This is a genomic window from Streptomyces sp. CB00455 (genome assembly GCF_001905445.1).
Classification (GTDB): domain Bacteria; phylum Actinomycetota; class Actinomycetes; order Streptomycetales; family Streptomycetaceae; genus Streptomyces.
Genome location: NZ_LIVQ01000001.1, coordinates 672,981 through 697,916, shown reverse-complemented (window position 1 = coordinate 697,916; position 24,936 = coordinate 672,981). Strand labels below are relative to the sequence as shown.

The 24,936-nt window shown below is 74.2% G+C and carries 20 protein-coding genes and 1 tRNA gene; 10 read left to right on the top strand and 11 right to left on the bottom strand.

Going from position 1 to position 24,936, the window contains the following annotated elements:
* Window positions 1–41: 41 nt before the first annotated feature.
* Window positions 42–728 carry a GNAT family N-acetyltransferase gene (locus tag AMK16_RS03245; protein ID WP_073908300.1) on the bottom strand — a complete coding sequence of 229 codons (687 nt, stop codon included), beginning with the start codon at window positions 726–728 and terminating at the stop codon, window positions 42–44.
* A gap of 789 nt (window positions 729–1,517) precedes the next feature.
* Here AMK16_RS03245 and AMK16_RS03240 point away from each other — a divergent pair.
* Both AMK16_RS03240 and AMK16_RS03235 read left to right on the top strand, forming a co-directional pair.
* Window positions 1,518–2,420 (top strand): MFS transporter, encoded by a 903-nt coding sequence (locus AMK16_RS03240; RefSeq protein WP_338014406.1) that lies wholly within the window; start codon window positions 1,518–1,520, stop codon window positions 2,418–2,420.
* A 56-nt stretch (window positions 2,421–2,476) separates the two neighbouring features.
* A complete protein-coding gene (locus tag AMK16_RS03235) occupies window positions 2,477–3,145 on the top strand; it encodes a (2Fe-2S)-binding protein (RefSeq protein ID WP_073908297.1) in 669 nt (222 codons plus the stop codon).
* A 65-nt stretch (window positions 3,146–3,210) separates the two neighbouring features.
* Here AMK16_RS03235 and AMK16_RS03230 read toward each other — a convergent pair whose 3' ends face one another.
* On the bottom strand, window positions 3,211–4,983 hold the full coding sequence (locus tag AMK16_RS03230; RefSeq protein WP_073908294.1) for a S8 family serine peptidase: 1,773 nt from the start codon (window positions 4,981–4,983) through the stop codon (window positions 3,211–3,213).
* Window positions 4,984–5,256: 273 nt separating this feature from the next.
* On the bottom strand, window positions 5,257–6,612 hold the full coding sequence (locus tag AMK16_RS03225; RefSeq protein WP_199885333.1) for a cation:dicarboxylate symporter family transporter: 1,356 nt from the start codon (window positions 6,610–6,612) through the stop codon (window positions 5,257–5,259).
* Window positions 6,613–6,717: 105 nt separating this feature from the next.
* On the opposite strand from AMK16_RS03225, the gene AMK16_RS03220 reads away from it, so the two are divergent.
* Both AMK16_RS03220 and AMK16_RS03215 read left to right on the top strand, forming a co-directional pair.
* Window positions 6,718–8,358 (top strand): sensor histidine kinase, encoded by a 1,641-nt coding sequence (locus AMK16_RS03220; protein ID WP_073908288.1) that lies wholly within the window; start codon window positions 6,718–6,720, stop codon window positions 8,356–8,358.
* Entirely contained in the window at window positions 8,355–9,056 is a 702-nt protein-coding gene (locus tag AMK16_RS03215) for a response regulator (protein WP_073908284.1), read from the top strand. The genes AMK16_RS03220 and AMK16_RS03215 overlap by 4 nt, the downstream gene beginning before the upstream one ends.
* Here AMK16_RS03215 and melC2 read toward each other — a convergent pair.
* Window positions 9,014–9,859 (bottom strand): tyrosinase MelC2, encoded by an 846-nt coding sequence (melC2, locus tag AMK16_RS03210; protein WP_073908281.1) that lies wholly within the window; start codon window positions 9,857–9,859, stop codon window positions 9,014–9,016. The two genes, AMK16_RS03215 and melC2, sit on opposite strands and share 43 nt — an antisense overlap.
* On the bottom strand, window positions 9,856–10,260 hold the full coding sequence (gene melC1, locus AMK16_RS03205; RefSeq protein WP_073908278.1) for an apotyrosinase chaperone MelC1: 405 nt from the start codon (window positions 10,258–10,260) through the stop codon (window positions 9,856–9,858). The genes melC2 and melC1 overlap by 4 nt, the downstream gene beginning before the upstream one ends.
* Before the next feature lie 285 nt (window positions 10,261–10,545).
* Here melC1 and AMK16_RS03200 point away from each other — a divergent pair, with 285 nt between their 5' ends.
* Window positions 10,546–11,937 carry a glutamate decarboxylase gene (locus tag AMK16_RS03200; RefSeq protein ID WP_073908275.1) on the top strand — a complete coding sequence of 464 codons (1,392 nt, stop codon included), beginning with the start codon at window positions 10,546–10,548 and terminating at the stop codon, window positions 11,935–11,937.
* Here AMK16_RS03200 and AMK16_RS03195 read toward each other — a convergent pair.
* The 3 genes from AMK16_RS03195 to AMK16_RS03185 all read right to left on the bottom strand — a co-directional run bounded on the left by AMK16_RS03195 (window position 11,934) and on the right by AMK16_RS03185 (window position 16,808).
* Complete coding sequence (locus AMK16_RS03195) at window positions 11,934–14,357, bottom strand: DEAD/DEAH box helicase (protein WP_073908272.1); 2,424 nt, start codon at window positions 14,355–14,357, stop codon at window positions 11,934–11,936. The genes AMK16_RS03200 and AMK16_RS03195 overlap by 4 nt on opposite strands.
* A gap of 22 nt (window positions 14,358–14,379) precedes the next feature.
* The gene (locus tag AMK16_RS35690) at window positions 14,380–15,057 is read right to left on the bottom strand and encodes a hypothetical protein (RefSeq protein WP_143196789.1); all 678 of its coding nucleotides are present in this window, start codon (window positions 15,055–15,057) and stop codon (window positions 14,380–14,382) included.
* Between the two features lie 107 nt (window positions 15,058–15,164).
* A complete protein-coding gene (locus AMK16_RS03185) occupies window positions 15,165–16,808 on the bottom strand; it encodes a sigma-70 family RNA polymerase sigma factor (protein ID WP_073908268.1) in 1,644 nt (547 codons plus the stop codon).
* A 585-nt stretch (window positions 16,809–17,393) separates the two neighbouring features.
* Here AMK16_RS03185 and AMK16_RS03180 point away from each other — a divergent pair.
* A tRNA-Trp gene (locus AMK16_RS03180) sits at window positions 17,394–17,467 on the top strand.
* Window positions 17,468–17,612: 145 nt separating this feature from the next.
* Here AMK16_RS03180 and AMK16_RS03175 read toward each other — a convergent pair.
* Both AMK16_RS03175 and AMK16_RS03165 read right to left on the bottom strand, forming a co-directional pair.
* Window positions 17,613–17,837, bottom strand: coding sequence for a hypothetical protein (locus tag AMK16_RS03175; RefSeq protein WP_143196788.1), 225 nt, complete (start codon window positions 17,835–17,837; stop codon window positions 17,613–17,615).
* Window positions 17,838–18,249: 412 nt separating this feature from the next.
* Entirely contained in the window at window positions 18,250–19,887 is a 1,638-nt protein-coding gene (locus AMK16_RS03165; RefSeq protein WP_242438544.1) for a N,N-dimethylformamidase beta subunit family domain-containing protein, read from the bottom strand.
* Between the two features lie 11 nt (window positions 19,888–19,898).
* Here AMK16_RS03165 and AMK16_RS03160 point away from each other — a divergent pair, with 11 nt between their 5' ends.
* From AMK16_RS03160 to AMK16_RS03150, 3 genes are read left to right on the top strand one after another with little or no spacing between them, the layout of a single operon-like run.
* A complete protein-coding gene (locus tag AMK16_RS03160) occupies window positions 19,899–20,204 on the top strand; it encodes a hypothetical protein (protein WP_073908259.1) in 306 nt (101 codons plus the stop codon).
* Between the two features lie 44 nt (window positions 20,205–20,248).
* Window positions 20,249–20,824 carry a substrate-binding domain-containing protein gene (locus AMK16_RS03155; protein WP_073908256.1) on the top strand — a complete coding sequence of 192 codons (576 nt, stop codon included), beginning with the start codon at window positions 20,249–20,251 and terminating at the stop codon, window positions 20,822–20,824.
* Window positions 20,821–21,627 carry a sugar phosphate isomerase/epimerase family protein gene (locus AMK16_RS03150; RefSeq protein WP_073908253.1) on the top strand — a complete coding sequence of 269 codons (807 nt, stop codon included), beginning with the start codon at window positions 20,821–20,823 and terminating at the stop codon, window positions 21,625–21,627. The genes AMK16_RS03155 and AMK16_RS03150 overlap by 4 nt, the downstream gene beginning before the upstream one ends.
* Window positions 21,628–21,764: 137 nt before the next feature.
* On the opposite strand, the gene AMK16_RS03145 is transcribed toward AMK16_RS03150, so the two are convergent.
* Complete coding sequence (locus AMK16_RS03145) at window positions 21,765–22,892, bottom strand: substrate-binding domain-containing protein (RefSeq protein ID WP_073908250.1); 1,128 nt, start codon at window positions 22,890–22,892, stop codon at window positions 21,765–21,767.
* A 244-nt stretch (window positions 22,893–23,136) separates the two neighbouring features.
* Here AMK16_RS03145 and AMK16_RS03140 point away from each other — a divergent pair, with 244 nt between their 5' ends.
* Window positions 23,137–24,936, top strand: coding sequence for a glycoside hydrolase family 35 protein (locus tag AMK16_RS03140; RefSeq protein ID WP_073908247.1), 1,800 nt, complete (start codon window positions 23,137–23,139; stop codon window positions 24,934–24,936).

Below are 24,936 nucleotides of genomic sequence, written 5' to 3'. Positions count from 1 at the left end.
GGGGAGGGGCGGGCGGCGAGGGCGCGGGCGAGCCGGACCGCTTACGCCGGGACGAGCGTCTTGCGGCGCCGCTTGCGCGGCGCACCGGCCGACAGCCTCGTCTCGATGACCGACCGCACGGCCGGCCACTCCTCGTCGAGGACCGAATAGAAGGCCGTACTGCGGACCGCGCCGTCGAGCCCCCGCGAGTGGGCCCGGCGGACCCCCTCGCAGGTGAAGCCGAGACGTTCCATCGCGGCCCGCGAGCGAGCGTTGCGGGCGTCCGCGCGCAGCGAGATGCGCCGCACGCCCCACGTCTCGAAGGCATGGCGGAGCATGAGCAGCTTCGCCTCGGTGTTGATGCCGGTGCCCTGGGCGCCCGGGGACAGCCAGGTGTTGCCGATCTCGGCGGCATCGGGGACCGCCGTCGCCGGATCGCCGAACGGGACACCGGGCACGGCGGGCCACACCAGGGGCCCCTGCCAGTAGTCGAGTTCCAGGAACCGGGTCGAACCGACGACCCGCCCGTCGGTGGCTCTGACCACCGCGAACGGGAGTGATCGACCCGCCGCCTGATCGGCGAGGGCACGGTCGATGTACTCGTGGGACGCCTGCACGCCGTGGGGCACGGGAGTGAAGGCGTAAGTCGTACGATCCTCGGCCCCGGCCACGGCCAGGGCCTCGGTGTGGCGGGGGGCGAGGGGCTCGAGCCGCACGGTGCGGCCCGCGAGGTGTACGGGTACGGGCACGGAGCCTTCGGTCCTTCTGGGCGGTGGGGTGGTTGCACAGTCTGCGTCCCTGACGTCGCCCCCCGTGCAAAACACGGGTGAAAGGCAACGGGCTGTCACGTGAACGCGAGTGGCTCAATGTAGCTCCTGGAAGTCCTCTCATGAACCCCCGATCCGGCAATGGCGCAAGACTCTTTTCCGACGCCTCGGGTCCCCGCTGCGCAGCGCCCGTGATCCAGGTCCGCGCAGGCTCCCGCGCCCCGTACGACGAGGGTGTGCCGGACGGTCGCGCCGGCCGCCGCCGGCTTCCGTAAAACCGCCCCTGACCTGCGCGGATACGGTGAGGGTCGGGCGTCGGCGGGCATGGCTGCCGGCGTTCCCCGCCGGACTGCGAGCGAAGGACGCAGTGGTACGCCGAAAGGGGCGCCGAATGGCCCAGTGGAGCGCGCCGTCCGGCTGGTCCAATGAGCCGGTGACGATACGGATCCTGCCCCCGCCCGGGGCGCCGCGCCGCCTGGCCGCAGCCCAGCTGAGCAACTCCGTCGGAGACGGCGCCTACTACGTCTGTTCGGCGCTCTACTTCACCCGCGTGGTCGGTCTCTCGCCCGCGCAGATCGGCCTCGGGCTGACGCTCGCCTGGGCCGTCGGCTCCGTCGCCGGGGTGCCCCTCGGGGCGCTCGCCGACCGGCGGGGGCCCCGAGGCACCTCGGCGGCCCTGGCGGTGGCCACCGCCGCCTCGGTCTTCGCCTTCCTCTTCATCCGGTCCTTCTGGGCCTTCCTGTTCGCCGTCACCGTGTACGCCACCGCCCAGTGCGGCTTGCGGCCGCGCGTCAGGCGCTGCTCGCGGGGCTGGTCCCGCCGCAGCAGCGCACGGGGGTGCTGGCCCACCTCCAGTCCATGCTCAACGGCGGGCTGGCGCTGGGCGCTGCGCTCGGCGGCCTCGCCCTGGGCGCGGACACTGCGCGCGCCTACCTCGCGGTGTTCGTCCTGGACGGGGTGGGCTTCCTGGTCTGCGCCGCCGTCCTGCTGGGCCTGCCGCCGGTGGCCCCGGTGGCGGGCCGGGCGGCCGGGGAGCCCCGGCTGGCCGTGCTCCGCGACCGTCCGTACGCGCTGGTCACCCTGCTGAACGCGGTCCTGCTGCTGCGCATGCCGCTGCTGAGCCTCGCCGTCCCGCTGTGGATCGTGGAGCGCACGCACGCGCCGGGCTGGCTCGTGTCGGCACTGTTCGTGCTGAACACCGTCGCCGTGATGCTGCTGCAGGTGCGCACGGCCCGTCCGGTGAGCGGCCTGGACGCGGCGCGGCGGGCGGTGCGGATGTCCGGGCTGGTCATGGCCGCTTCCTGTGCGGTGTTCGCCGCCTCCGCGCTGCCGGGTTCCGGCCGGGCGGCCGCGGCCCTGCTGGTGGTGGCAGCGGCGCTCCAGGTGGACGCCGAGATGCGGCAGTCCGCCGGCTCCTGGCAGATCGGCTTCGCGCTGGCCCCCGCGGACCGGATCGGCCAGTACCAGGGGTTCTTCGGTACGGGGGTCCCGCTGGCGAGGACCGCCGGCCCGCTGGTGCTGACCTGGCTGCTGCTCGGCTGGGGCATCCCGGGCTGGCTGCTGCTCGGCGCGGTCCTGCTGGCCGCCTCCTACGGGATGGGCCCGGCGGTGCGCCGGGCCGCGGCGGTCCGGCGGGAGGCCGGGCCCCCAGCGGCCGTCGTACGGCCGGGGTGACTCCTGCCGGGCCGCCCGGAGACGTTGCCCCCGCCCCCGGCTGAGATCATCCGGGGATGGACGAGGTACTGCGCACTCTGGCCGCGGTGGGCCCCTTCTTCGCCGTGCCGTACGGCAAGGAGCCCCCCGGCCCCGGTTTCCGGCCGCTGGGGGAGCTCTACGGGGAGCGACTGCGTTCGTACGTGGCCGAGGTCGGCCGGCGGACCGGCACCGGGCCGGACCGGGTGGCCGCATCGACGGCGCAGTTCGGGATCGCCGCGCGGCTGTGGTCGGTCGGGCTGGGGTGCGTGGCCCTCGCGGGGCGGGTGCCGGACCTGGATCCCGGCCACGTGCGGTGGCGGCTGCCCGCCGGGGGTTCGCTGGAGCTGTGGCTGCCCGGCCCCGTGGCACTGCCCGCCGAGTCCTTGGGCACGACCGTCCTCGGGAACCTCGCGGTGCTGGGCGCGGGGCTGCGGGAGGGCTTCGGCATCTCGCCGAAGGTGCTGCGGGGCAACGCCGCCTCCGCACTCGTCGGGGCGCTGCGGGTGCTCACCGACCGGGTGGAGGGGGAGGCGGCGGTGCGGTCGGCGGCCGCCCTGCTCACCGGGGACGGTCCACTGGCGGGCGCCGGTGCCTTCGTCCACGAACCGGGCCTCGGGGTGGCCTTCGTACGGCGCAGCTGCTGCCTCTACTACAGGGTGCCCGGCGGCGGGTTCTGCGGGGACTGCGTGCTGCGGACCCGCTGACGCCACAGGGCCACCGGGAGCGGTCGAACCGCTGCCCGGTGGCCCCGGCGGTGGTGACGGACGTCCTAGAAGGTGAGGTTCCAGGAGTCGATCCTGCCGGTGTCGCCGCCGGCGTTGTCGTTCACCCGGAGCTTCCAGGTGCCGTTCGCGGCCTCCGAGGAGGCGTTGACGGTGTAGACCTGGCTGATGTTGTCGGTGCCGCCGCCGGCCCGGTTGTGCACCGTGTAGACGCTGCCGTCGGGCGCGACGAGGTCGACCTTCAGGTCACCGATGTAGGTGTGCACGATGTTCACGCCCACCTTGAGGGTGGCCGGGGCGTTGCCGGTGATCCCGCTGACGGTGATCGGGCTCTCGACCGTGGTGTTGTCGCCGATGGCGACGTCACCGGCGTTCTCGAAGTACTTGCCGGGCGGCGGGGTGGCGCCGACGGCCTTGAGCGCGTCGACCTGGCCCTCGCCGAAGAAGCCGTTCTTCGCGGTGGTGCCGGTGCAGCGGCTGTCCGACGGGCAGGCGACGTCGCCCGCCTGGGTGGCCAGCTTGTCGCGCAGCTGCGCCGGGGTGATGCCCGGGTTGGTGCTCGCGAGCAGCGCGGCCACACCGGTCACGTGCGGGGAGGCCATCGAGGTGCCGCTCATGGTGCCGTACTTGCCGCCCGGCTGGGTGCTGTAGATGCCGGTGGCGTCGCCGCCCGGGGCCGTGACGTCGACGACGTTGAGGCCGTAGTTGGAGTAGGACGCCTTCGCGGTGGTGCCCATCGCCGAGACGGTGACCACGCCCGGAAGCTCGGTCGGGATGTCCAGGCAGGCGTTGGTGATGGTGCGGGTGACCGGGGTCGAGTCGTTGGGGCTCTCGGTGTCGGTCTTCTTGTTGGCCAGGTCCATGTTGGAATTGCCCGCGGCCGCGACCTGGAGCGAGCCCTTGCCCTCCGCGTACTCCTGGGCGCGCTTGACGCCCTCGATGATCGCGGCCTGGTCGGCGTTGTCCGGGCAGTTGAACTGCCACGGGTCCGTGTAGTAGCTGTTGTTGGTGACCTTGAACCCGTGGTCACCGGCCCAGACGAAACCGCAGACGGTGTTCTCGGCGAAGAAGAGCGAGGAGCCGGGCTCGGCGATGCGCACCGAGGAGATCTTCACGCCCGGGGCCACTCCGATGACGCCCTTGCCGTTCTTGGCGGCCGCGACCGTACCGGCGACGTGCGTGCCGTGGGAGCCGACGTCCCGCCAGGAGCCGGCGCGGGTGTCCGCCTTGCCGTACGCGCAGGACGCCGAGTCCGCGGCGTTGAAGTTCGGGGCCAGGTCCTGGTGCTGGTCGTCCACACCGGTGTCCAGGATGCCGACCTTGACCGATGCGGAGCCGATGCTGACCGCCCAGGCCTGGTCGGCCTTGATCTGCGCCATGTCGGCGCGGACCGGTTCGCCCGCGGGGGTGGTGGACTGCGCCGGATTGGCGGGCAGCGCCGGGTTGTAGGCGTCCGCGGGCACGTCCGAGGTGCGGGTGGCGCCGACCTGCTGGACCCCGCTGACGCCCCGCATGGCGGCGGCGAAGCCGGCGGAGGACGAGTGGGCGACGATCACGCCGATCGCGTCGTAGTTCGCGAAGACCGTGCCGCCGTTGGCGGTGACGGCCGAGCGTACCGCCGAGCTGTCACCGGGGGCCGTGATGACGAGGTAGGAGCGGATGCCGGCAACCCAGGTCGCACTCTGGGAAGTCGGGGCCGCCGCCTTGGGCGCCGCGGCCGCCGGGGCCGAGGCGGTGCCGGAGGGGGACACGGGGGCGGTGCCGGCGAGCGCGGCGGGAGCCCCGAAAGCGAGTGCGGCGCCGAGCGTGGCGGCCAGCACGAGGGTGCGTCGAGGTCGGCCGGATATGTGGGGTATCAATGCGTCCTCCGATGACCCGGCGGGTGCGGAAGACACCTGGCGGGCCGTACGAAACGAGTGGTGGACGCAAGATGTCAGACGCGTGCCCCGATATGGAAGTACCTTTTACAGCAGGCGCATTGTCCGGGCGGTGGCTGAAAACAGCCCCTTGTCGGAGGTGTGGGGGCCGGCCGGGCTGGGCACCGTGGGGGCGAGCCCTGCCCGGTGCCCCCCCCCCCCGCGGGGGCGCGACCGTCAGACCGGCACGCCGTCCTTGTCACCCGCCGGCTGCGGCGGTACGGCGCCCTCCGGCTCGCCGTGCACGTCGTCGACCAGCGTGGTTTCGTCGAAGGGCAGCCGCCCGGCCAGCACCTCGGCGGCCCGCCCGTGGTCGAACTCCTTCGTCCACGTCCCGATGAGCACCGTCGCGATCGCGTTGCCCGCGAAGTTCGTCAGCGCCCGCGCCTCGCTCATGAACCGGTCGATGCCCACGATCAGGCCGACGCCGTCCACGAGTTCCGGCCGGTGCGACTGGAGCCCGCCCGCCAGCGTGGCGAGGCCCGCGCCGGTCACCCCGGCCGCGCCCTTGGAGGCGATGACCATGAACAGCAGCAGCGAGATCTGCTCACCCAGGGCGAGCGGCTTGCCCATCGCCTCCGCGATGAACAGCGAGGACATCGTCAGGTAGATCGCGGTGCCGTCCAGGTTGAAGGAGTACCCGGTCGGCACCGTGATCCCGGTGACCGGCCGTGACACCCCCAGGTGCTCCATCTTCGCGATGAGCCGCGGCAGCGCCGACTCCGAGGAGGAGGTCGACAGGATCAGCAGGAACTCCCGCCCCAGGTAGCGCAGCAGGGAGAACACGTTGACCCCCGTACACACCCGCAGCAGCGTGCCCAGCACCAGGAAGACGAAGATCAGACAGGTCGTGTAGAACCCGATCATGATGACGGCCAGGGACTTCAGCGCGTCCATGCCGGTCGCCCCGACCACCGCCGCGATCGCGCCGAAGGCACCCACCGGCGCCGCCCACATGATCATCGCGAGCACCCGGAAGACCAGCTTCTGCACGTGCCCGATCCTGCGCAGCAGGGGTTCGCCCGCCGGTCCCATGGCCTGGAGCGCGAATCCGACGAGCAGGGCGACCAGCAGGGTCTGGAGCACCTCGCCGCCGGTGAGGGCGGACACCAGCGTGGTCGGGATGATCCCCAGGAGGAACTCCGGGGTGCTCTGCGCCCCGCCCGCCTTGGCCTGCGCCTCGCCGGCGCTGCGCGCCGCCTCGGTCAGGTGCAGGCCGCTGCCCGGCTCCAGCAGGTTGCCGACCAGCAGGCCGATGGCGAGGGCCACCGTGGACATCACCATGAAGTAGCCGAGGGCGAGACCGCCCACCGCCCCCACCTTGGCGGCCTTGCGGACCGAGCCGATGCCCAGCACGATCGTGCAGAAGATCACGGGCGAGATCATCATCTTGATGAGATTGACGAAACCGGTGCCCAGCGGCTTCAGCTCGACGGCCACGCCGGGTGCGGCGAAGCCGACGGCGATGCCGAGCAGCACCGCGGCGATCACCGCGATGTAGAGATAGTGCGTTCTGTCGCGCCTGGCGGCCACGATGCCTCCTGTGGTGGATACGTCCCGGGAGGACCATCACCCGAGCCTGTGACCCCGGTCACCCTTGCGTTCATTGAGTTCACGGCCGGGTGCAGACTGAGCGGCATGTTCCGCTTTCCCCGGCCGCCGCGCAGCCTCGCGGGCCAGCTCTTCGCCATGCAGGTGCTGCTGGTCACCGTGGTCGTCGCCGGCTGCGCCGTCTTCGCCTACGCCACCGCGCGCGGCCAGGCCGAGGACGCCGCCCGCCGCCAGGCCGGGGCCGTGGCCCGCGCGGTCGCCGACTCCCCGTCGGTCCAGGAGGCGGTACGCGGCGCGGCGCTCGGCGCCGATCCCTCCGTCGCGCTCCAGCCCTACGCCGAGCGGGTCCGCGCCGACTCGGGCGTGGACTTCGTGACGATCATGGATCCGGCCGGCCGGCGCTGGACCCACCCCGACCCGCGCCGGATCGGGGAGCCCTTCCTGGGCAACACGGCCCCCGCCCTGCGCGGCGAGACCTTCAGCGAGACCTACACCGGCACCCTCGGTCCCTCCATCCGCGCCGTCACCCCGCTGACCGACGGCAGCCGGGTCATCGGCATGGTCAGCGCCGGGATCACCGTCCGCGCCGTCAGCGACCGGCTCGCCGCACAGCTTTCCGCGCTCGCCTGGGTCGCGGCGGCCGCCCTCGCCCTCGGCGGCGCGGGCACCTACATCGTCAACGCCCGGCTGCGCCGCCACACCCACGGCATGAACGCGGCCGAGCTCAGCCGGATGTACGACTACCACCAGGCGGCCCTGCACGGCGTGCGCGAAGGGCTGCTGCTGCTCGACGGGCAGCGCAGGATCATCCTGATCAACGACGCCGGGCGCGAACTGCTCGGCCTGCGGGAGGCGGCGACGGGCACGGGCGTCGCGGAGCTGGGGCTGCCCGCGCCGCTCACCGGGGCCCTTCTCGCCGACCGGTCGCGGGTGGACGAGGTGCACCTCACCCGTGACCGCGTCCTCGTCGTCAACAGCTCGCCCGTCGCGGGCGGCGGCCGCCGCGGCACCGTGGTCACCCTGCGCGACCACACCGAACTACAGGATCTGACCGGGGAGTTGGATCACGAGCGCGGTTTCACCCAGGCCCTCCGGTCGCAGGCCCACGAGGCGGCGAACCGGCTGCACACGGTGGTCTCCCTCATCGAGCTCGGCCGCGCGCAGGAGGCGGTGGAGTTCGCCACCGCCGAACTGGAACTCGCCCAGGCCCTCACGGACGAGGTGGTCACCGCCGTGGGGGAGCCGGTGCTGGTGGCGCTGCTGCTGGGCAAGGCCGCCCAGGCGCACGAGCGGGGGGTGGAGCTGGTCGTGACCCCCGACAGCACGGCCGTCGACGCCGGTCCCGGGACCCCGCCGGCCCGGGACCTGGTCACCGTGGTCGGCAATCTCGTGGACAACGCCATGGACGCGCTCACCGGCATCCCCGGCGGCCGCATCTCGGTCACCGTGCGCGCCGGTGCGGACGAGCTGCTCCTGCGCGTGGCAGACGACGGCCCGGGCCTGCCCGAGGGCGTGGACGTGTTCCGGCGCGGCTGGTCCGGCAAGGGCGAGGGCCGCGGCCTGGGGCTGGCCCTCGTACGGCAGGTGGCGCACCGCCACGGCGGCAGCGCGCAGGCGCTCCGGCCGCCCGGCGGGGGAGCCGAGTTCACCGTACGGCTGCCCCTGGGGGCGCAGCGGACGCCGGCCGGGGCCGAGCGGACGCCCACCGCGGCGGAGCGGCGGCCGTGAGCGCGTCCGAGGTGCGGGTCCTGATCGTCGAGGACGATCCCGTCGCCGCCGACGCGCACGCCCTCTACGTCGGCCGGGTCCCCGGTTTCACCGCGGTCGGCACGGTGCACTCGATCGCCGAGGCCACCCGGGCCCTGGAACGGACCGGGGCCGACCTGCTCCTGCTCGACCTCACCCTGCCCGACGGGCAGGGCCTGCGCTTCGCGCGCGGGCTGCGCGCCGCCGGCCACCCCGTCGACGTGATCGTGGTGACCTCGGCGCGGGACCTGGGCGTGGTCCGCGAGAGCGTCTCACTGGGCGTGGTCCAGTACGTGCTCAAACCCTTCGCCTTCCCGACGCTGCGCGAACGGCTCCTGCGCTACGCCGAGTTCCGTGCCACGGCGGGGGAGGCGGCCGGCCAGGACGACGTGGACCGCGCCATGGCCGCCCTGCGGGCGCCCCGCCCGGCGCAGCTCCCCAAGGGGCTGAGCGCGCCCACCCTGGACCGGGTCGCCGCGCTGTTGCGGGCGGCCGCCGCGGGGCTGACGGCGGCGGGGGCGGCCGAGGCGGCCGGGATCTCCCGGATCACCGCCCGCCGTTACCTGGAGCACCTGGTGGACACCGGCCGCGCGGACCGCACCCCCCGGTACGGCCAGGTCGGCCGCCCCGAACTGCACTACCGCTGGCTCGCCGCGGACGGCTCGGTGTCGAAGGTGTAGAACTTGCGGTGCTCCAGCATGTCCGCCGGGGTCACGTCGTTCCACGGCCGCATGGTGTCGGCCAGGTCCACCACGTTCGGCGTGCCGGCGGCGGGCAGGTAGGTGGACTGCGGGTGGCGGGCCTGCCAGTCGGCCCACAGCTTGTCCACGAAGGCGTGGTGCATCCAGAACACCGGGTCGTTGGGCGAGACCCCGGTGCCCATCTGGCCGCCGACCCAGACGTGCACCCGGTTGTGCAGGTTGGCGCCGCGCCAGCCCTCCAGGTTGTTGCGGAAGCCGCTGGAGGAGCTGTTCCAGGGAGCCGTGTCGTAGACGGGCATGGCGAGTACGGCCTCCACCTCCGCCTTGGTCGGCAGCTCGGCGACGCCCGCCCCGAGTGCCCGGCGCAGGTACGCGCGCCCGTCCACCCGCACGGTGATGTCCCACTTGCCCGTGGCGTACGCGAACGGCCCGTCCATCACCTGTCCGTCGCGGGCGCGGCCGGTGCCGCCGAGGAAGTCGGCGGCCCAGAGGGAGGAGCGGGAGGTGCGGTCGGCCGTCCAGTCCCAGTACGGGAGCGTGACCTTCGCGTCCACTTTCTGCAGCGCCGCCTCGAACTCCAGCAGGAAGCGCCGGTGCCAGGGCAGGAAGGAGGGGGAGCGGTGGCCGACCCGGTCACCGGAGTCGGTGTCGCTCATGATGAAACCGTTGTGGGTGGTCACGAAGCGGTCGTAGGTGCCGTTGCGCTTGAGCTCCAGCAGGGCCGCGGTGAAGGCGCGCTTCTCCTCGGCGGTCAGCGTGGCCTGGTTCTTGCGGACGGTCATGCCGCGCCTCCCATCGGGGCGAAGGGCGCGAGGGTGGCGCCCTGGAGCTCGCGCACGGCGGCGCGGGCCAGCGAGGCGGGGTCCGAAAACGTCTCGTAGTGGTTGACGACGCTGATCCAGCTGCCGTCGGCGTTGCGCATCACGTGCAGTTCTTGCCCGTCTATGCGGACGGTCGGCAGCCCGGGGGAGTGGTGGCCGCCGTGGTGGCCGCCGCCCGAGCCCGGGGTGATCTGGATGCGGCGGCCCTGGTAGACCTCCTCGACCCGGTCCGCACCGGAGGGTGGGGTGGCGGGGGTGGGGGAGGCGCTCGCGCTTGTGGTGGTGGCGGCGGCGGTGAGACCGAGGACGGTGAGTGCACCGGCAGTGGTACCCAAAGCCTGCCGACGGGTGATCGTGTTCATGGCGGAAGAGCTATCAGGGCCGCGGGGACGCCTGCTCTGTATCCGGACATCAACGGATAAGTTGCCAATAGAACAAGTTGGATGATCTTCCCGTCCGGATCGGCCTCAGCGCCCCGGACGGGAAGATCTACGCGGGTAACCCTACTTGACGGTAATTTCTACGGCCGACATGAACCCCTATGGGAGGGGTCACACCCGCAGAGAAGGCCGGAAGGTGCGCGGCGGAGCGGCCGCGCAGGTGGCCATTTGAGGGTGATATGAGAGTTAGTCACCTATAGTCCCGATATGGCTCTCCACACGACCAAGGACGCCGGCGGGACCGATCCCGACACGGACGTGTTCGCATCCGCCCTGAGCGGCGAGATCCTCCCCAAATACCGGATTCCCGACGACCACTCGCCCACCGAGGTCGTCTACGAACTCATCCGCAACGAACTCCTGTTGGACGGGAACGCCGCGCAGAACCTGGCCACCTTCTGCACCACCTGGTCCGACGACGGCGTCCACCGCCTGATGAACGACTGCCTCGACAAGAACATGATCGACAAGGACGAGTACCCGCAGACCGCCGAGATCGAGGCCCGCTGCGTCAACATCCTGGCCGACCTGTGGAACGCCCCCGCCGAAGCCACCGCGACCGGCTGCTCCACCACCGGTTCCAGCGAGGCCGCCATGCTCGGCGGACTCGCCCTCAAATGGCGCTGGCGCACCCGCCGCCGCGCCGCGGGCCTCCCCGTGGACCGCCCCAACCTGGTGTGCGGACCGGTCCAGATCTGCTGGGACAAGTTCGCCCGCTACTTCGACGTCGAACTGCGCCAGATCCCCCTGGAACCCGGCGCCACCGGCCTGCTGCCCCACCAGCTCGCCGAGTACGTCGACGAGAACACCATCGGCGTCGTCGCCATCCTCGGCGTCACCTACACCTGCGACTACGAACCCGTCGCCGCGATCGCCGCCGAGCTCGACCGGATCCAGGCCGAACACGGCTGGGACATCCCCATCCACGTGGACGGCGCGAGCGGCGGATTCGTCGCACCCTTCCTCCACCCCGACGTGGTGTGGGACTTCCGGCTGCCCCGAGTCGCCTCCGTCAACACCTCCGGCCACAAGTACGGCCTGGCGCCCCTGGGCGTCGGCTGGATCGTCTGGCGCACCGCCGACCTGCTGCCCGCGGACCTCGTCTTCGACGTGGACTACCTGGGCGGCGACATGCCGACCTTCGCCCTCAACTTCTCCCGCCCGGGCGGCGAAGTCGTCGCCCAGTACTACCTGTTCCTGCGCCTGGGCCGGGGCGGCTACCGCCGCGTGCAGCAGGCGTGCGCCGACACCGCCCAGTACCTGGCCTCCGAGATCGCCGCCATGGGCCCCTTCACCCTCCTCTACGACGGCCGCGGCGCGCTCCCCGCCGTCTCCTACACGCTCGACGACCCGGCCGGAGCGGGCTTCACCCTCTACGACCTCTCCGACCGGCTGCGGATGCGCGGCTGGCAGGTGCCCTCGTACCCGCTGCCCCCCGCCCGCGGCGACACGGTCATCCAACGCGTCCTGATCCGGCACGGCGTCACCCGCGACCAGATCGCCCTGCTCGTCGCCGACATGCGCCGCGCCCTGGAACACCTCCGGGCCACACCGCAGCCCGCGCCCGCGACCGAACCCCGATCCGGCTTCCACCACTAAGGGCGCTCCCGCCCCGCCGGCCAGCGCATGCCCAGGGCGGTCAGCGCCTCGACCCGCTCGGGGGCGAGGGAGGCCGCGCGCGAGCGCTGGTTGGCGATCCAGGCGCCCAGGCGCACCTCCCGGTCCCCGACGCGCTCCACCTGCGCACGCGGCACCCGCAGGTGGCCCTCCCGGTCGCGGAACTGCCGGGCCGCCTCCAGGTGCGCCGCCCAGGCTTCGGCATGGCTGCGGCGCGGCGGCGGACGCTGCGCCGCAGCCGCCGGGGCCAGTCCCAGCGTGTGCTCCAGCAGCCAGCGCTGAGCCCACGAGAGCCGCTCCCAGTTCACCTGCTGGTGGCGGACCCATCCGCCCAGGTCCTCGCCCTGGACCAGCACCTCCCCGGGGGCGAGCGGCAGCCGGCCGCCCGCGTCCAGATGGACCCGGGTCAGATGGAAGGCGCGCTGCCAGGAGATCTCCCAGGCGGGACACCAGGACGGATCGATGGCCTCGAGCGCCTCGCGCCGCTCCGCCGACAGCGCGCCCGGCCCCTCACGGCGGGCCGCGGCCCGCTGGTTCTTGACCCACACCCCCACCGGCGCGCCGCGCCAGGTGGCCTCCACCGGCGGCAGCAGATGGCCGTGTTCCGCCGCCCACGCGCGGGCCGAGGCGAGTCCCTCCTCGAAGGCCACGCCGAAGTGGCTCCACACCATGCCCAGTTCCTCGAGCAGCGCCACCCGCTCCCGGCCGAGCGCGCCCCGGCGGTACGTCCGGCGCGCGTCCGCGATCCACTGGCCGAGCGGGAACCGGGCCAGCGCGGGCGGCCACGCCCCCTCGCCCGCCGGCACCCGGAAGCCGAACGGCACCTTGAGGTCGCCGGCCGTGGCCGCGTAGATCCGGGCGGCCTCGATCCCGCGCCGCCAGTGTTCGTGCTCCGGGTGCAGGACGCGGAGCCGGACGAAGGCGGCCAGCAGCGCCGGGTCCCGGGGCGTGGAGAAGCGCAGCAGCGCCTGCGCCGCGGCTCCGCCTCCCGGGGCCGCCGCCGGGGCGGGCGTCCGGCTTTGCGCCTGCGGCTGGGCCAGGGCCTCCACCAGGCGGGAGTCGTGCGCCCGCAGGGCCTCCAGCAGCCGCGCGAGGTCCCCGTACGCCCGCGAGGTGAGCATCGTCTGCGGAGTCTCGTCCGGTCCGAGCAGCACCGGCACCACCAGCGAGGCGACCTTGCCCTCGCCCGGCCGGATCCGCAGCGCCCGCCCGACCGCCTGGACCAGATCGGGCATGGACCCCCGTACGTCGGCCCAGTAGACGGAATCGCACTCCCTGGTGTCCACGCCCTCGCCCAGCACCCTGACACTGCCGAGGAAGGCCGCGTCCGCCATCCGGGCGTCCGCGAACGCGCCCAGCACCCGGCGCCGGTGCGCGGCCGTGTGCTGCCCCGACAGCCAGTCCGCCCAGACCGTACGGGGGTAGGCCGGCCGGGGACTGCGGCTGCCGAGCCGCAGCCGGGTCGCCACCGCCGGCAGGCCGGCCGCGAAGGCCTCGGCCTCCCGGGTCCGGTGGTGGAACACCAGGGTCCGCCTAAACCCCTCGTGCGCGGCGGCTTTGACCAGGGCCGTCTGCAGGGCCGCGAGGCGGGCCCCGCGCACCGCGTCCGAGCGCCCCTCCCGGCCGAGGAGCACGGCCGCCCGGAAATCCGGATCGGTGACGTCCACGCACACCACCCGGTACGGGGCGCAGATCCCGCGGTCGATGGCCTCGGACAGCGACAGCGTGTGGCAGCGCGCCCCGAACGGCCCCGTCGGATCGTCCTCCATGGAGGCCAGCAGTGCGCCGCGGCGGTGCGGTCCGCCGTCCGCGCCGGGTCGCTCCTCGCCGTCCTGCCAGACGCGCGGCGTGGCCGTCAGGTAGAGCCGGCGGGAGGCGGGGATCCGCGCGTTGTCGTGCACCACCGCCCAGGGCTTGCCGATCCGCCCTGACGTCCGGTGCGCCTCGTCGACGACGACCAGGTCCCAGCCCGGCAGTCCGGCGCGGTGGGCACGTTCCAGGGTGCCCATGCCCAGCGAGGCGTACGTGGCGAAGACGGTGATCCGCTCCACCGACGGGCCGCCGCGGTCGGCCAGTACGGCCGGATCGGTGGTGGTGGGCACCCCGGCGTCCTGCTCGCGCAGCGAGCAGACGGCCAGGGCCGGGCCGGTGCGGCCGCCCTCCCGCCAGGTCGTGACCGTCTGCACCAGCAGGTCCAGGGAGGGAACCAGCACCAGCACCCGGCGGGCCCGCAGCTCTTCGGCGGAGCGGACGGCGACGAGGGTCTTGCCCGAACCAGTGGCCATGATCACCTGGGTGCGGAGCCCGGTCGCGGGCACCCGTCCGTGGGCGGGCAGCTGTAGTGCACGCACCACCGCGTCGACGGCCTCGCGCTGATGCGGCCGCAGGATCCGCCTGGCCATGCGCGTCACCTCACCGCCGTGATCAGCCGTTTTGTCTCCAGTCCCCATCCTGCCCCCATTGTGATCCGCGGGAGGACATCCGGGGCGGCGTCTCGACCCGCCCTTGAGCGCGGCGCCGCTCCCGTACGTGGCGGGCGGGCGGGGGCCGGCAGGTGGCGGGAAGCGGGAAGCGCAGGGTCGCGGGCACAGCGCCGCGGGCACAGGGTCGGGCCGCCGGGGCCGGGGGCACGCGGGGCATGGGAGGCACGCGGGGCATCCGCGGGGCGCGGGACTTGGCGCGCGGGCAGGCGACGGTCCGGTGATCCGGGTGGGACGGCCTACCCGGCCGGCGTGAATTCCTTCTCCGGGCCCAGGTGGTCGGCGGGGCGCCGAGGACCTCCGTGCCGGTGTTCTGGACGGTGCCGCCCTTGCCCTGGGTGGCGGCCGTCGCGATCGGCACCCAGTTCGCGTGCGAGTGGGCGAAGCCCGAACCCGGCGGCCTCACGAGGGGCTTGGACACCGAGATCCGCACGCGTTCCTGCGCCGTCCACTGCCGGAACGGATCCTCGTACAGCGCGGCGATGAACTGCGGGCCCCGGACGTAGTCCGCGTAGCCGGTCGTGGTGGCGGCCGGCATCCGCACGGTGATCTCGCCGGGGTGGGGGAGTTCGGGGCGCCACCGGGAAGCCTGATGCCAGTGCTGTGACCGGGAAAGGTTCACCGGGTCTCAGGGCGCGGCGCCCGCCCTCCGGGAGACCGCCGGTGTCCGGCGCCCGGGCCGGCGTTGCGGGACACCGCCCCGCCGGCCCGTCCGGAAGTGCGCCCAGGTCAGCGGGCGCCGAAGTTCTGGGTCCACCACGGGCCGCCCGCACCCTGGTGGATGCCGACACCTATGTCCTTGAACGAGCAGTTGAGTATGTTGGCGCGGTGTCCCGGGCTCTTCATCCAGGAGTCCATGACGGACTGCGCGGTCTGCTGGCCCCTCGCGATGTTCTCCCCGTACGTCGACCAGCGGTACCCGGCGGCGGTCGTCCGCTTGCCGGGATCCGCGCCGTCCGGGTTGGTGTGCGAGAAGAAGTCCCGCTTCGCCATGTCGTCGGAGTGCCCCTGCGCCGCCGCACGCAGCTGCGGGTCCTCCTTCAGCGGGCCGCAGCCGGCCGCCGCCCGCTCGGAGTTGACCAGGGCCACGACCTGCCCCGCCACCCCCGGCGGAGCGGGAGCCGGCGCCGGGGCGGACGGCCGCGGGGACGGGGCGCTGCTGCGGCTCGGCGCCGGGGTCGGGCTCGCGGAGGCGCTCGGCGAGGCGGAAGCGGAGGCCGAGGGAGACGCCGACGCCGACGCCGACGGGGACGCGGAAGCGGAGGGCGAAGCAGACTGCGAGGCCAGGGGGGCCTCCGTCGCCGACAGGGCGGCCGGGGGAGCGGGGGTCGCGGCGTCGCCCGCCTCCGTGGTCCCCGAACCGGGGAGCGTGCCGAGGTACACCAGGCCGCCGCCCGCGACGCACGCCGCGAGCACCGCGCCGCCGATCACCCGGCGGCGGCTGCGGCTGCGCCTGCGCTTGCGCAGCGCGCCCCGGTTGCCGACCACCGTCGTGCCGTCCGCGTCCAGGTGGGACACCGCGTCCGCGAAGTCCGCCCCCGGGCCGTCGGCGTAGGCCGCGTCCGCCGGGTCGAAGCCGGCCGCCCCCGCCGCGCGCACCCCTGCCAGCAGGGCCGCAGAGACGGGTACGAGGGCCAGTCCGGCCAGCAGGCCCTCCGCCGGAACCAGACCGCTCCACAGGCCGGAGCACCGTATGCACTCGCGCGCGTGCCGGGCTATTCGCTTGCGCCACAAGGCCGAGGGCCGGCCGTCCCAGCCCGCCAGCACCACCCTCAGCTCCTCGCAGCCCTGCCGCGCCTCCAGGGCCCGCTCCACCACGCGCGCCGCTTCCAGCTGCGCCTTCATCCGCTGCACGCGCACCGCGGCGTGCTGCGGGGACAGCTCCAGCGCGGCCGCCACCTCGGTCCGGGTCAGCTCCCCGGCACACTCCAGCCACCACAGCGACAGCAGCGCCCGGTCGTCGGGCTCCAGCCAGCGGGTGGCGCGGGCGGTCTCCTTGCGCTGGCCCGCCAGGTTGAGGCGGACGACCGTCAGGTCGACGAAGTCGGCCCCCGGGTCCGCCACGTCGCCGGCGTCCTCCAGCGTGCTCTCGCCGTAACCGCTCTGGCGGGCCTGCCAGTAGGCCCGCACCCGGTTCATGGCGATCGCCACCAGCCAGGACCGGAAGCTCTCGTCCGCACGCAGGCCGCCCAGCCCGTCGAGGGCCCGCAGCATCGTGTCCTGCACCACGTCGTCCACGTCGCACGACCCGTTCAGGGCCCGTCCGACGATGTTGTAGACGAGCGGCAGGTGGGTGCCGACCAGCTCGTCCTGCGCGCGGGGATCGCCCGCGCGGGCCGCTGCCACCAGCGCTGCCGTGTGCTGAGTGCTCATGTTGATGTTCCCTGTCCGTACCGGCGGTCGATGATGCCCGATGTGTGGGAGACCATCGAGAGGGGCCTCGATAACACTTATCCCGAACACTTATCCCGAAGTCGGCCCCGCCGCCTCCCCCGGGACGGGCGGCAGCGGGCTGCGCCGGACCGAAGAGCCTGCTGGGCGGGCCGGCGCACGGCCGCCAGCATCGCATCCCCCGGCGCGGTGTTCACCACCGCCCGTTCCGGTGGATCCCGCGGCCCGTCGGCGGGGCCGTCCGGGCCGGGCAACGGGCTGCTGCGCGGCGGGGTTTGGCGGCGGGCGCCGGTGCGCGGGGGCGGCTGCGCCGGTACGCGGGCGGGCGCCGGTGCGCGGGGACGGCTGCGCGGGTGGTGCGGCGTCGGAGGCCGGGGCGCGCCGGGGGCGGCGGCTCCCGCTGCGCGGCGCGGACGGGGGGACGGGCGACCGCCACCCCCGCGGAACGCCGGGCCGCTCGACCGGCGGCGGGCATCCGGACCGCACCCGGACGCGCGGATTCCACCCGGTTGCCCGCACTATTCAATGGATCTCGGCGGCGGGGCATGTCATGGTTGGTCTCGCCGAAGGGGTGTAGCTCAGCTGGTCAGAGCGCCGGTCTCCAACACCGAAGGCCGCAGGTTCGAATCCTGCCGCCCCTGCACAGAAGACGGAGGGCTCTGGCCCTCCGTGTCGCGACGACAGAGAACCCGACACAGAACCCCACCGGGATCCGGTGGGGTTCCGTGCGTGCATGCGTGCGGGGCCGGTGACCCGTGGCGGGTCGCGCGGTGCGGTCGGCGGGTGTCAGGCCCCGGCAGCACCTGTCTCGTCCTTGATGAGGTGACGGTGCTGTTCGTACACGAGGCGGGCGTCGTCGCTCGGCATGGCCTCGGTCTTGAAGCCGCAGGCACACGTCACGACGGTGAGGCCGGAAAGCGCTCGCAGGACATGGCCGTCGGAGCTCGTCCTGCTCTCGCCTTCAAGGTTCTCGAAGTGGAGGTTGTGGCGGAGGGAGGGCTGGTCGCTCATGGGCTCCATCATCCCTGATCGGCGCCGGATGAGCGCCGCCCGCCGCCCGGCCACGGCCAAGGTTCATCGATTGGCGGAGGTCGCGCCCCCTCACCGCCGCCGGGGCGACGCCGGAGCCCCCCTCGGTGCCGCCTCTGCGACCGGGTGTACGTGTCGGCCGGCGGGCGGGTGGTCGCCTCCGGACCGCCCGGCGAGGTGCCCCCCGAGCAGCTGCCGGCCGAGGTGTACGGGGTGCGCGCCCGCACCGGGATCCGCCCGGACACGGGCGGCGCCTGCATCGGGATCCGCCCGGACACGGGCGGCGCCTGCATCGGGATCCGCCCGGACACGGGCGCACCGAACACCGTCTGCCGTCCGGCCGAGCCCCGTCGTGGCGGTGGATCCCACCCGTCGGGTGTCACCCGCGGGGCTCTCACGAACCCCCGTACACCGCCTTGACGTTGTCCTGCGCCGGATGCGTCCGCCCGGCCGGACCCGCCGCGAACACCCGCAGGAGGTTCTCCGTCACCCGCGTGGTCAGCGCACCGGCACGCGCGTCCAGCCCGTGGTTCGCGCCGCCGCGGCCGTCGCCCTTCGCGTCCAGCGCCTCCACCCACCGCATCGTGCCCGTCGCGAAGACCCCCGCCCCGCTGGGCACCGTGTAGTACGCCGTGTCCTGGTGGCTGGGCCGGCCCTCGCACACGACGGGGGAGTGGGCCAGTATCTCGATCGGCCGGGGCGTCGGGAAACCCGTGTCGACCTTGTCGTACTCCACCCCCACCAGGTGCTCGAAGCGGTCCCCCGCCTTCACCCCGGTGCCCTCGAAGAGCCAATGGCCCGGGTTGGTCACCACATACGGCGCGTCCACCGGATAGCCGTCGTAGATCACGCCGAGCAGTGAGCTCTCCGGGTCCGCGCCGGGCGCGGAACGGAAGTCCACCGTCGCCGGATGGCCCCGTTTGAAGCCCGGATCCTGGTCGTAGGAGGACTTGTAGCAGACGACCGTGCGGTCCGGCCCGAGATCGGATGCCTCCAAACGGATCCGGCGGAAGCAGCAGTTCGCGCCCAGGACCGCGAGGTTGGTGCCGGCGTCCCGGGCGGCCGTGAAGTGCGCCCGCTGTTCGGGAGACCAGTACTCGTCGTGGCCGAGGGAGAGCACCGCCGCGGCCCCCTCCAGCAGCCGTTTCTCCCGGGCCACATCGGTGGTCGTCGTGTAGGCCAGGGGTATCCCGAGCCGTTCGGCGAGCGCGATCAGCGGAGCCTCGTAGACGAGGAACAGGCCCGCGCCGTCGTCGTACTCGTAGGGCCGGTCGAAGGTCACCGACAGGGAGCGCGCCGCGTAGCCGCCACCGGGCCCGTCGTAACTGCCGTAACCACCCCACCGGTTGTAGGCCTGCCAGGTCGCCACCGCGTTGACCACGACCGTACGGCCGGCCGTCGCCGCCGACCGGACCGTGAGCGGCACGAAGCGCTGGCCCTCCCCGCCCTGCGCGTCGAGTCGCAGCAGGTAGCAGCCCTCGGGCCAGCCCTTGGTGTCGACCGTGGCCGTCCGGGTCCACCGCGTGCGGACCATCCGGGTGCCGGGATCCACCGTGTGCTCGGGCTGTCGCGCGCCCGGCACGGCCTCGGAGCGCCACACCAGCCGGGCCCGGGCCCCGCCGTACCAGCCCATCCGGTAGGCGGAGACGGTGAAGCGCGGCGCGGTGGTGGACACGTACAGCCCGAAGGACTCACCGGGCAGCACGCTGACCCGGTCCGCGAAGCCCTCGACGGCCCGGGACGGCCCGGCCTTGGTCACCGGCCAGTCGGCGTGGCCCGGCCGGGCGTTCTCCGCCGCTACGTCGAAGGAGCCGGGCCCGGCCGCGGGCGGCTTGCCGCTCGGCGCGGGTGACCCGCCGGCCCTGCCCCCGCCGTGTCCGTTCGCACCGGCGCCCCCGTCCGCACCGGCGCCCCCGCCCGCACAGCCCGCCACGGTCCCCAGGCCGGCCACCGCGGCCGCACCCGTCGCAAGGGTGAGGAACCGCCGCCTCGCCGCGCCGTCGCCGCCCCCGGATATGTGCTCCTGATCCATGCGGGCACGTTATGTCACCCTTCGGACCACGCTCCCACCGGCCCGGCGCCGAGCACTCATGCCGGCCGCACCACCCTCTCCTGGACGGCACCCGCCGTCGCGCCGAGATCCGTGAAGCCGGCCGCCGCACCGCCCCCGTGGACTGCGAGGCCACACTCGCCGGACGGGACGGCATCGCGGACAGCGGCTGGTTCCACACCAGGGGCGGGCCCTTGAGCGCACGCGCCGGATCCGAGACGCAGGCCGAGGCCGAGGCCGTGCCGTCCCGCCTCACCCGCCGCGTCACCGAACAGCGGGGTGATCCCTACGGTGGATGAGACGATGACCGGGGCCACGGGACCAGCAGAACGAGGGGTGCGCGATGGCGGTGACTCTCGCCGAAGGGGCGGTGCACGCGGGAGTGTCGCCCGCCACCGTCTCGCGCGTGCAGAGCGGCGGTTACCCGTTGGCAGGCGGCACCCGGATCCGCGTGGGGCAGGCCGTCGAGGAGCTCGGCTACATCGCCAACGGCCCCGCCCGCGCCCTCGCCGCCGCCACCTCCGACCTCGTCGGCGTCCTCGTCCACGACGTCGCCGACAGCTTCTTCGGGATCCTCGCCGGTTCCCTGCAGAGCGCCCTCGCACCCACCGGCCGGGGCGATGCCACCCGGGAACTGCTGCGCCGCGGCGCCCCCTTCGCCACGGTCGCCGCGGCCGACGACACCGTCGCCACCAAAGTGGCCGCCGCCCTGCGCGAGGCGGGCCTGCGGATCCCCGCGGACGTCTCCGTCGCCGGTTTCGACGACCTGCCGTTCTGCGCGGACACCGCCCCCGCCCTCGCCGCCCACCAGATCACCGGGCGCAGGCCGCCCCCGCCCGGCGGCAGGACCACCCTGCCCATCGAGCTGCTGGTGCGCGCCTCCACGGCGCCGCCCCCGCCCGGGGGGAGCCGCCCGTGAAGTACGCCTTCTCCACGCTGGGCCTGCCCGGAGCGCCACTGGAGCGCTGCGCCGCACTGGCCGCCGAGCACGGGTTCGCGGGCCTGGAGCTGCGAGCCCACCCCGAGGAGCCCCTGCACCCCGGCAGCCCGGCCGCCGCGCGCGCCGCCGCGCTGCGGTCCCTGACCGGGGCGGGCGTCGCCGTCCTCGCGGTCGCGGGCTACACACACGTGGCCGCCGCCGGTGCGGACGGCGCGGTGCTCGCCGAACTGCGCGCGCTGGTACGGCTCGCCGCCGATCTCGAAGCGCCCTTCGTACGGGTCTTCCCGGGCGGCGGTTCCCTGTCCGGGCCGGCCGCCGACGCCAACGCCGTGCGCAGGCTGCGGGCCGCCGCGCCGTTCGCCGGGCGGCACGGCGTGCGGATCCTGCTGGAGACCCACGACTCCCACCGGACCGGCGTCGCCGCGGCCCGGGTGCTGAACCAGGTTGCGCATCCGGCCGCGGGCGCGCTGTGGGACGTCCTGCACACCTGGCTGGGAGGCGAGGATCCCCAGCGCTCGCGGCAGGCCCTCGCCGGGCACCTGGGGTACGTGCAGGTCAAGGACGTGGCCTCGGCGCAGGATCTCACCCCGCTCGGGCTCGGCGGGGGAGCGCTGCCGCTGGCCCGGGCGGTGGCCGCCGCGCCGCGCGACGGTTGGCTCTGCTGGGAGTACGAGAAGCGCTGGTACCCGGAAGCCGCCGAACTGCCCGGCCTGCTCGCGCGGGGCCGATCGCACCTGGCGGGTCTGGTCGCGGCAGCCGCCCCCTCGGCCGAGGCCGGGTAGCACCGCCCGGTCGGGACAGACGGGGCGGCCCCCACAGCCGCGTCGTGCGGACCGGTACAGGCGGCCCGGCGCGGGCTTCCAGCGTGGACCCGCGGGGGCGGGCCGCTACGGGCGGCGCGCCCCGGGCGTCCGGTGCGTCACTGGCGGATCGTCAGGCGAGGGAGCAGTTCCAGGTGCTGGCGGGGCCCGTCCAGCGCGCTCCCGCCCGACAGCCGGTCCAGCAGCAGGTCTGCCGCCCGGGCCCCCACCTCGCGCTTCGCCGGCGCCACCGCGGACAGCGGTACGTCGGCCATCCCGGCCACCTCGTCGTCGTAGGTGATCACGGCCAGGTCCTCCGGCACCCGCACCCCCCGCGCCTGCAGCCGCGGGATCAGCATGATCGCGTCCGTGTCGCTGTGGATCAGCGCCGCCGTCACCCCGCCCGCCGTCACCGCGTCGCACAGGTAGTCCAGGGTGCGGGCGAACAGGTCCGCGTCCGAGAGGGGGCCGTGCCCCGTCGGCGGCCACGCCGGCGCCGGTTCCAGCCCGAGCGCGGCCACGGCGGCCCCGTACCCGGCCCGCAGCCGCTCCGTGGTCGGGGTGGTCCGGCTGGCCAGAGCGATGCGCCGGTGTCCCAGCCCCGCCAGGTGCTGCACCGCCCGGGCCGCGCCGTGCGCGTGGTCGCAGGCCACCCGGTCCAGCTCCGCCGCCGGATGCCCCGGCGGGGCCCAGCGCTCCACCAGCACCGTCGCGACCGGGAGTCCGGCGGTCCAGTCCCCCTCGCCGGGACCGGGCGACCCCGCCTCCCAGTTCGGGGTCAGCAGCAGTCCGTGCGCCCCGGTGGAGAGCAGCCGGTCCGCCTGCGTCCGGTCCTCGTCGGGCAGGTACCGCGTCAGCCCGACCCGCAGCCGTGCGCCGCGCGCCTCGACGGCCGCGCGGGCGCCGCGTACGACGTCCCCGTAGTAGTAGTCGGTCGTGGGCACCACCATCCCGACGAGCAGGCCCCCGCCGTCCCGGAGCGCGCCCCCCGGGACCCGCCCGTCCGCAGCCCCCGCCCCCGCCCCCGGCGGAGCGTCCCGCCCGGCGGCGTCCCGCCCCCGCTCCACCCGGGTGATCACCCCGTGCATGCGCCGGATCTCGCCCCGGGCCGCCATCGCCTCGATGTCCCGCCGCAGGGTGACGGGGGAGACGCCCAACTCCCGGGCCAGCTCGGCCACGCGTACGCTGCCCCGCGCCCGCACGAGCGCGAGCACCTGCGCCTGACGCCGGTCCACATGTGGTCTCAAGGTGTCCCCCTGCGGTCTGCGCGCCGGATCCGGACCGTGGTCGGCGCGCGAGGTCTGCTGGTGCCTATAGGCACACGTACCCGGCAGGTTCGCGCCCGCGTGCGTGCGAGCGTCATGATAGGGAATCGAACCGATCGATTCGATCGGTTGCGATCAACTGTTCATTGACGGCGCGGTCGGTACGTTCATATATTCGGCGGAGTCCCGCATTCCCAGCATCTCGACGCCTCTCGGGAGCCAGCGCATGCTCACGCACGATCAGGACGGGTTCCGGCGCGCGGGCCGCCCCCACCGCATCGTCTCGGGGGCCGTCCACTACTTCCGGATCCACCCGGACCTGTGGAAAGACCGGCTGGAGCGGCTGCGCGCGCTGGGCGCGAACACCGTGGACACCTACGTCCCGTGGAACTTCCACGAGACCGCCGCCGACAAGGCCGACTTCACCGGCTGGCGCGACTTCGGCCGCTTCCTGCGCACCGCCCAGGACCTCGGCCTCGACGCGATCGTCCGCCCCGGCCCCTACATCTGCGCCGAATGGGACTTCGGTGGCCTGCCCGCCCGCCTCCTCGCCGTGGACGGCCTGCACCTGCGCTGCTCCGACCCGCGCTTCGAGGCCGAGGTGGACGGCTGGTTCGACCAGGTCGTCCCCGAGCTGCTGCCCCTCCTCGCCGGCCGCGGGGGTCCCGTGGTCGCGGTGCAGATCGAGAACGAGTACGGCTCCTACGGCGACGACACCCGCTACCGCGCCCACGTCGAGCGGGCCCTCGTCGAACGAGGCGTGGACTGCCTGCTCTTCACCGCCGACGGCCCCGAGGACGCCATGCTCCAGGGCGGCACGCTCCCCGGCCGGCTCGCCACCGCCACCTTCGGCGCCGAGCCGGCCGAACGCCTCGGCGTCCTGCGGCGCTACCAGAAGACCGGCCCGCTCGCCGCCATGGAGTTCTGGATCGGCTGGTTCGACCACTGGGGCGAGGAGCACCACGTCCGCGCCGTCGAGGAGGCCGCCCGGTCGCTCGACGAGCTGCTGGCGACCGGCGCCTCCGTCAACCTGTACATGGCCCACGGCGGCACCAACTTCGGTTTCTGGGCCGGTGCCAACCACACCGGGTCCCGCCCCGGAGAGGCCGGCTACCAGCCCACCGTCACCAGCTACGACTACGACGCGCCCATCGGCGAAGCCGGCGAGCTCACCCCCAAGTTCCACGCCTTCCGCGAGGTCATCGGCAAGTACGTCGAGCTGCCCGACACGCCCCTGCCCGAGCCCCTGCCGCGCATCACCCCCGCCCTCGCCACCCCCGCCGGCGCCGCGCCGCTGCTGGACCGCCTCGACCTCCTGGGCGGGCCCCCCGTACTGCGGCCCGCGCCCGAGTCCATGGAACGGCTCGGTCAGAGCCACGGACTGATCCACTACCGCACCACGATCACCGGCCCGCGCCCCGCCATGCCCGTCAGGATCGACGGCCTCGGCGACCGCGCCTACGTCTTCGCCGACGAAGTGCCCCTCGGCATCCTCGACCGCAACGCCCCCGACGAGGGGCTCGACCTGCCCGTCGGCGAGGCGGGCGCGGTCCTCGACGTGCTCGTCCGGGCACAGGGCCGGGTCAACTACGGCCCGCTCCTCGACGACCGCAAGGGCATCTGGCGGGGCGTCCGCCACGGCCACCAGCAGCTCTTCGAATGGGAGATCCGCCCCCTGCCGCTCACGGACCTCAGCGGCCTCGACTTCGCCACCGGCCTTCCCGAAGCCCCCGGCGAGCCGGTCTTCCACCGCTTCACCCACGCCCCCGCCGGCCCGCCGGCCGACGCCTTCCTCGACATGTCCGGCTGGGGGACCGGCCTCGTCTGGCTGAACGGCTTCCTCCTCGGCCACTACGACACCCTCCGCGGCCCGCAGCGCAGCCTCTACGCCCCCGGCCCCCTGTGGCGCACCCGCGAGCAGGGAACCAACGAGATCATCGTCCTCGAACTGGAGCGCCCGGGCACCGAACTGCCCCTGCGCGACCAGCCCGACCTCGGCCGTCCCACGGTCGTCACCCTCCAGTGA

Bases quoted from the DNA above. Each gene is read 5' to 3' on its own strand.
- AMK16_RS03220 (WP_073908288.1), top strand. From the start codon at position 6,718: ATGTTCCGCTTTCCCCGGCCGCCGCGCAGCCTCGCGGGCCAGCTCTTC.
- AMK16_RS03175 (WP_143196788.1), bottom strand. From the start codon at position 17,837: ATGAGCGACCAGCCCTCCCTCCGCCACAACCTCCACTTCGAGAACCTT.
- AMK16_RS03235 (WP_073908297.1), top strand. From the start codon at position 2,477: ATGGACGAGGTACTGCGCACTCTGGCCGCGGTGGGCCCCTTCTTCGCC.
- melC2 (WP_073908281.1), bottom strand. From the start codon at position 9,859: ATGACCGTCCGCAAGAACCAGGCCACGCTGACCGCCGAGGAGAAGCGC.
- AMK16_RS03155 (WP_073908256.1), top strand. From the start codon at position 20,249: ATGGCGGTGACTCTCGCCGAAGGGGCGGTGCACGCGGGAGTGTCGCCC.
- AMK16_RS03160 (WP_073908259.1), top strand. From the start codon at position 19,899: ATGTCACCCTTCGGACCACGCTCCCACCGGCCCGGCGCCGAGCACTCA.
- AMK16_RS03165 (WP_242438544.1), bottom strand. From the start codon at position 19,887: ATGGATCAGGAGCACATATCCGGGGGCGGCGACGGCGCGGCGAGGCGG.
- AMK16_RS03185 (WP_073908268.1), bottom strand. From the start codon at position 16,808: ATGAGCACTCAGCACACGGCAGCGCTGGTGGCAGCGGCCCGCGCGGGC.
- AMK16_RS03200 (WP_073908275.1), top strand. From the start codon at position 10,546: ATGGCTCTCCACACGACCAAGGACGCCGGCGGGACCGATCCCGACACG.
- AMK16_RS03140 (WP_073908247.1), top strand. From the start codon at position 23,137: ATGCTCACGCACGATCAGGACGGGTTCCGGCGCGCGGGCCGCCCCCAC.
- AMK16_RS03195 (WP_073908272.1), bottom strand. From the start codon at position 14,357: ATGGCCAGGCGGATCCTGCGGCCGCATCAGCGCGAGGCCGTCGACGCG.
- melC1 (WP_073908278.1), bottom strand. From the start codon at position 10,260: ATGAACACGATCACCCGTCGGCAGGCTTTGGGTACCACTGCCGGTGCA.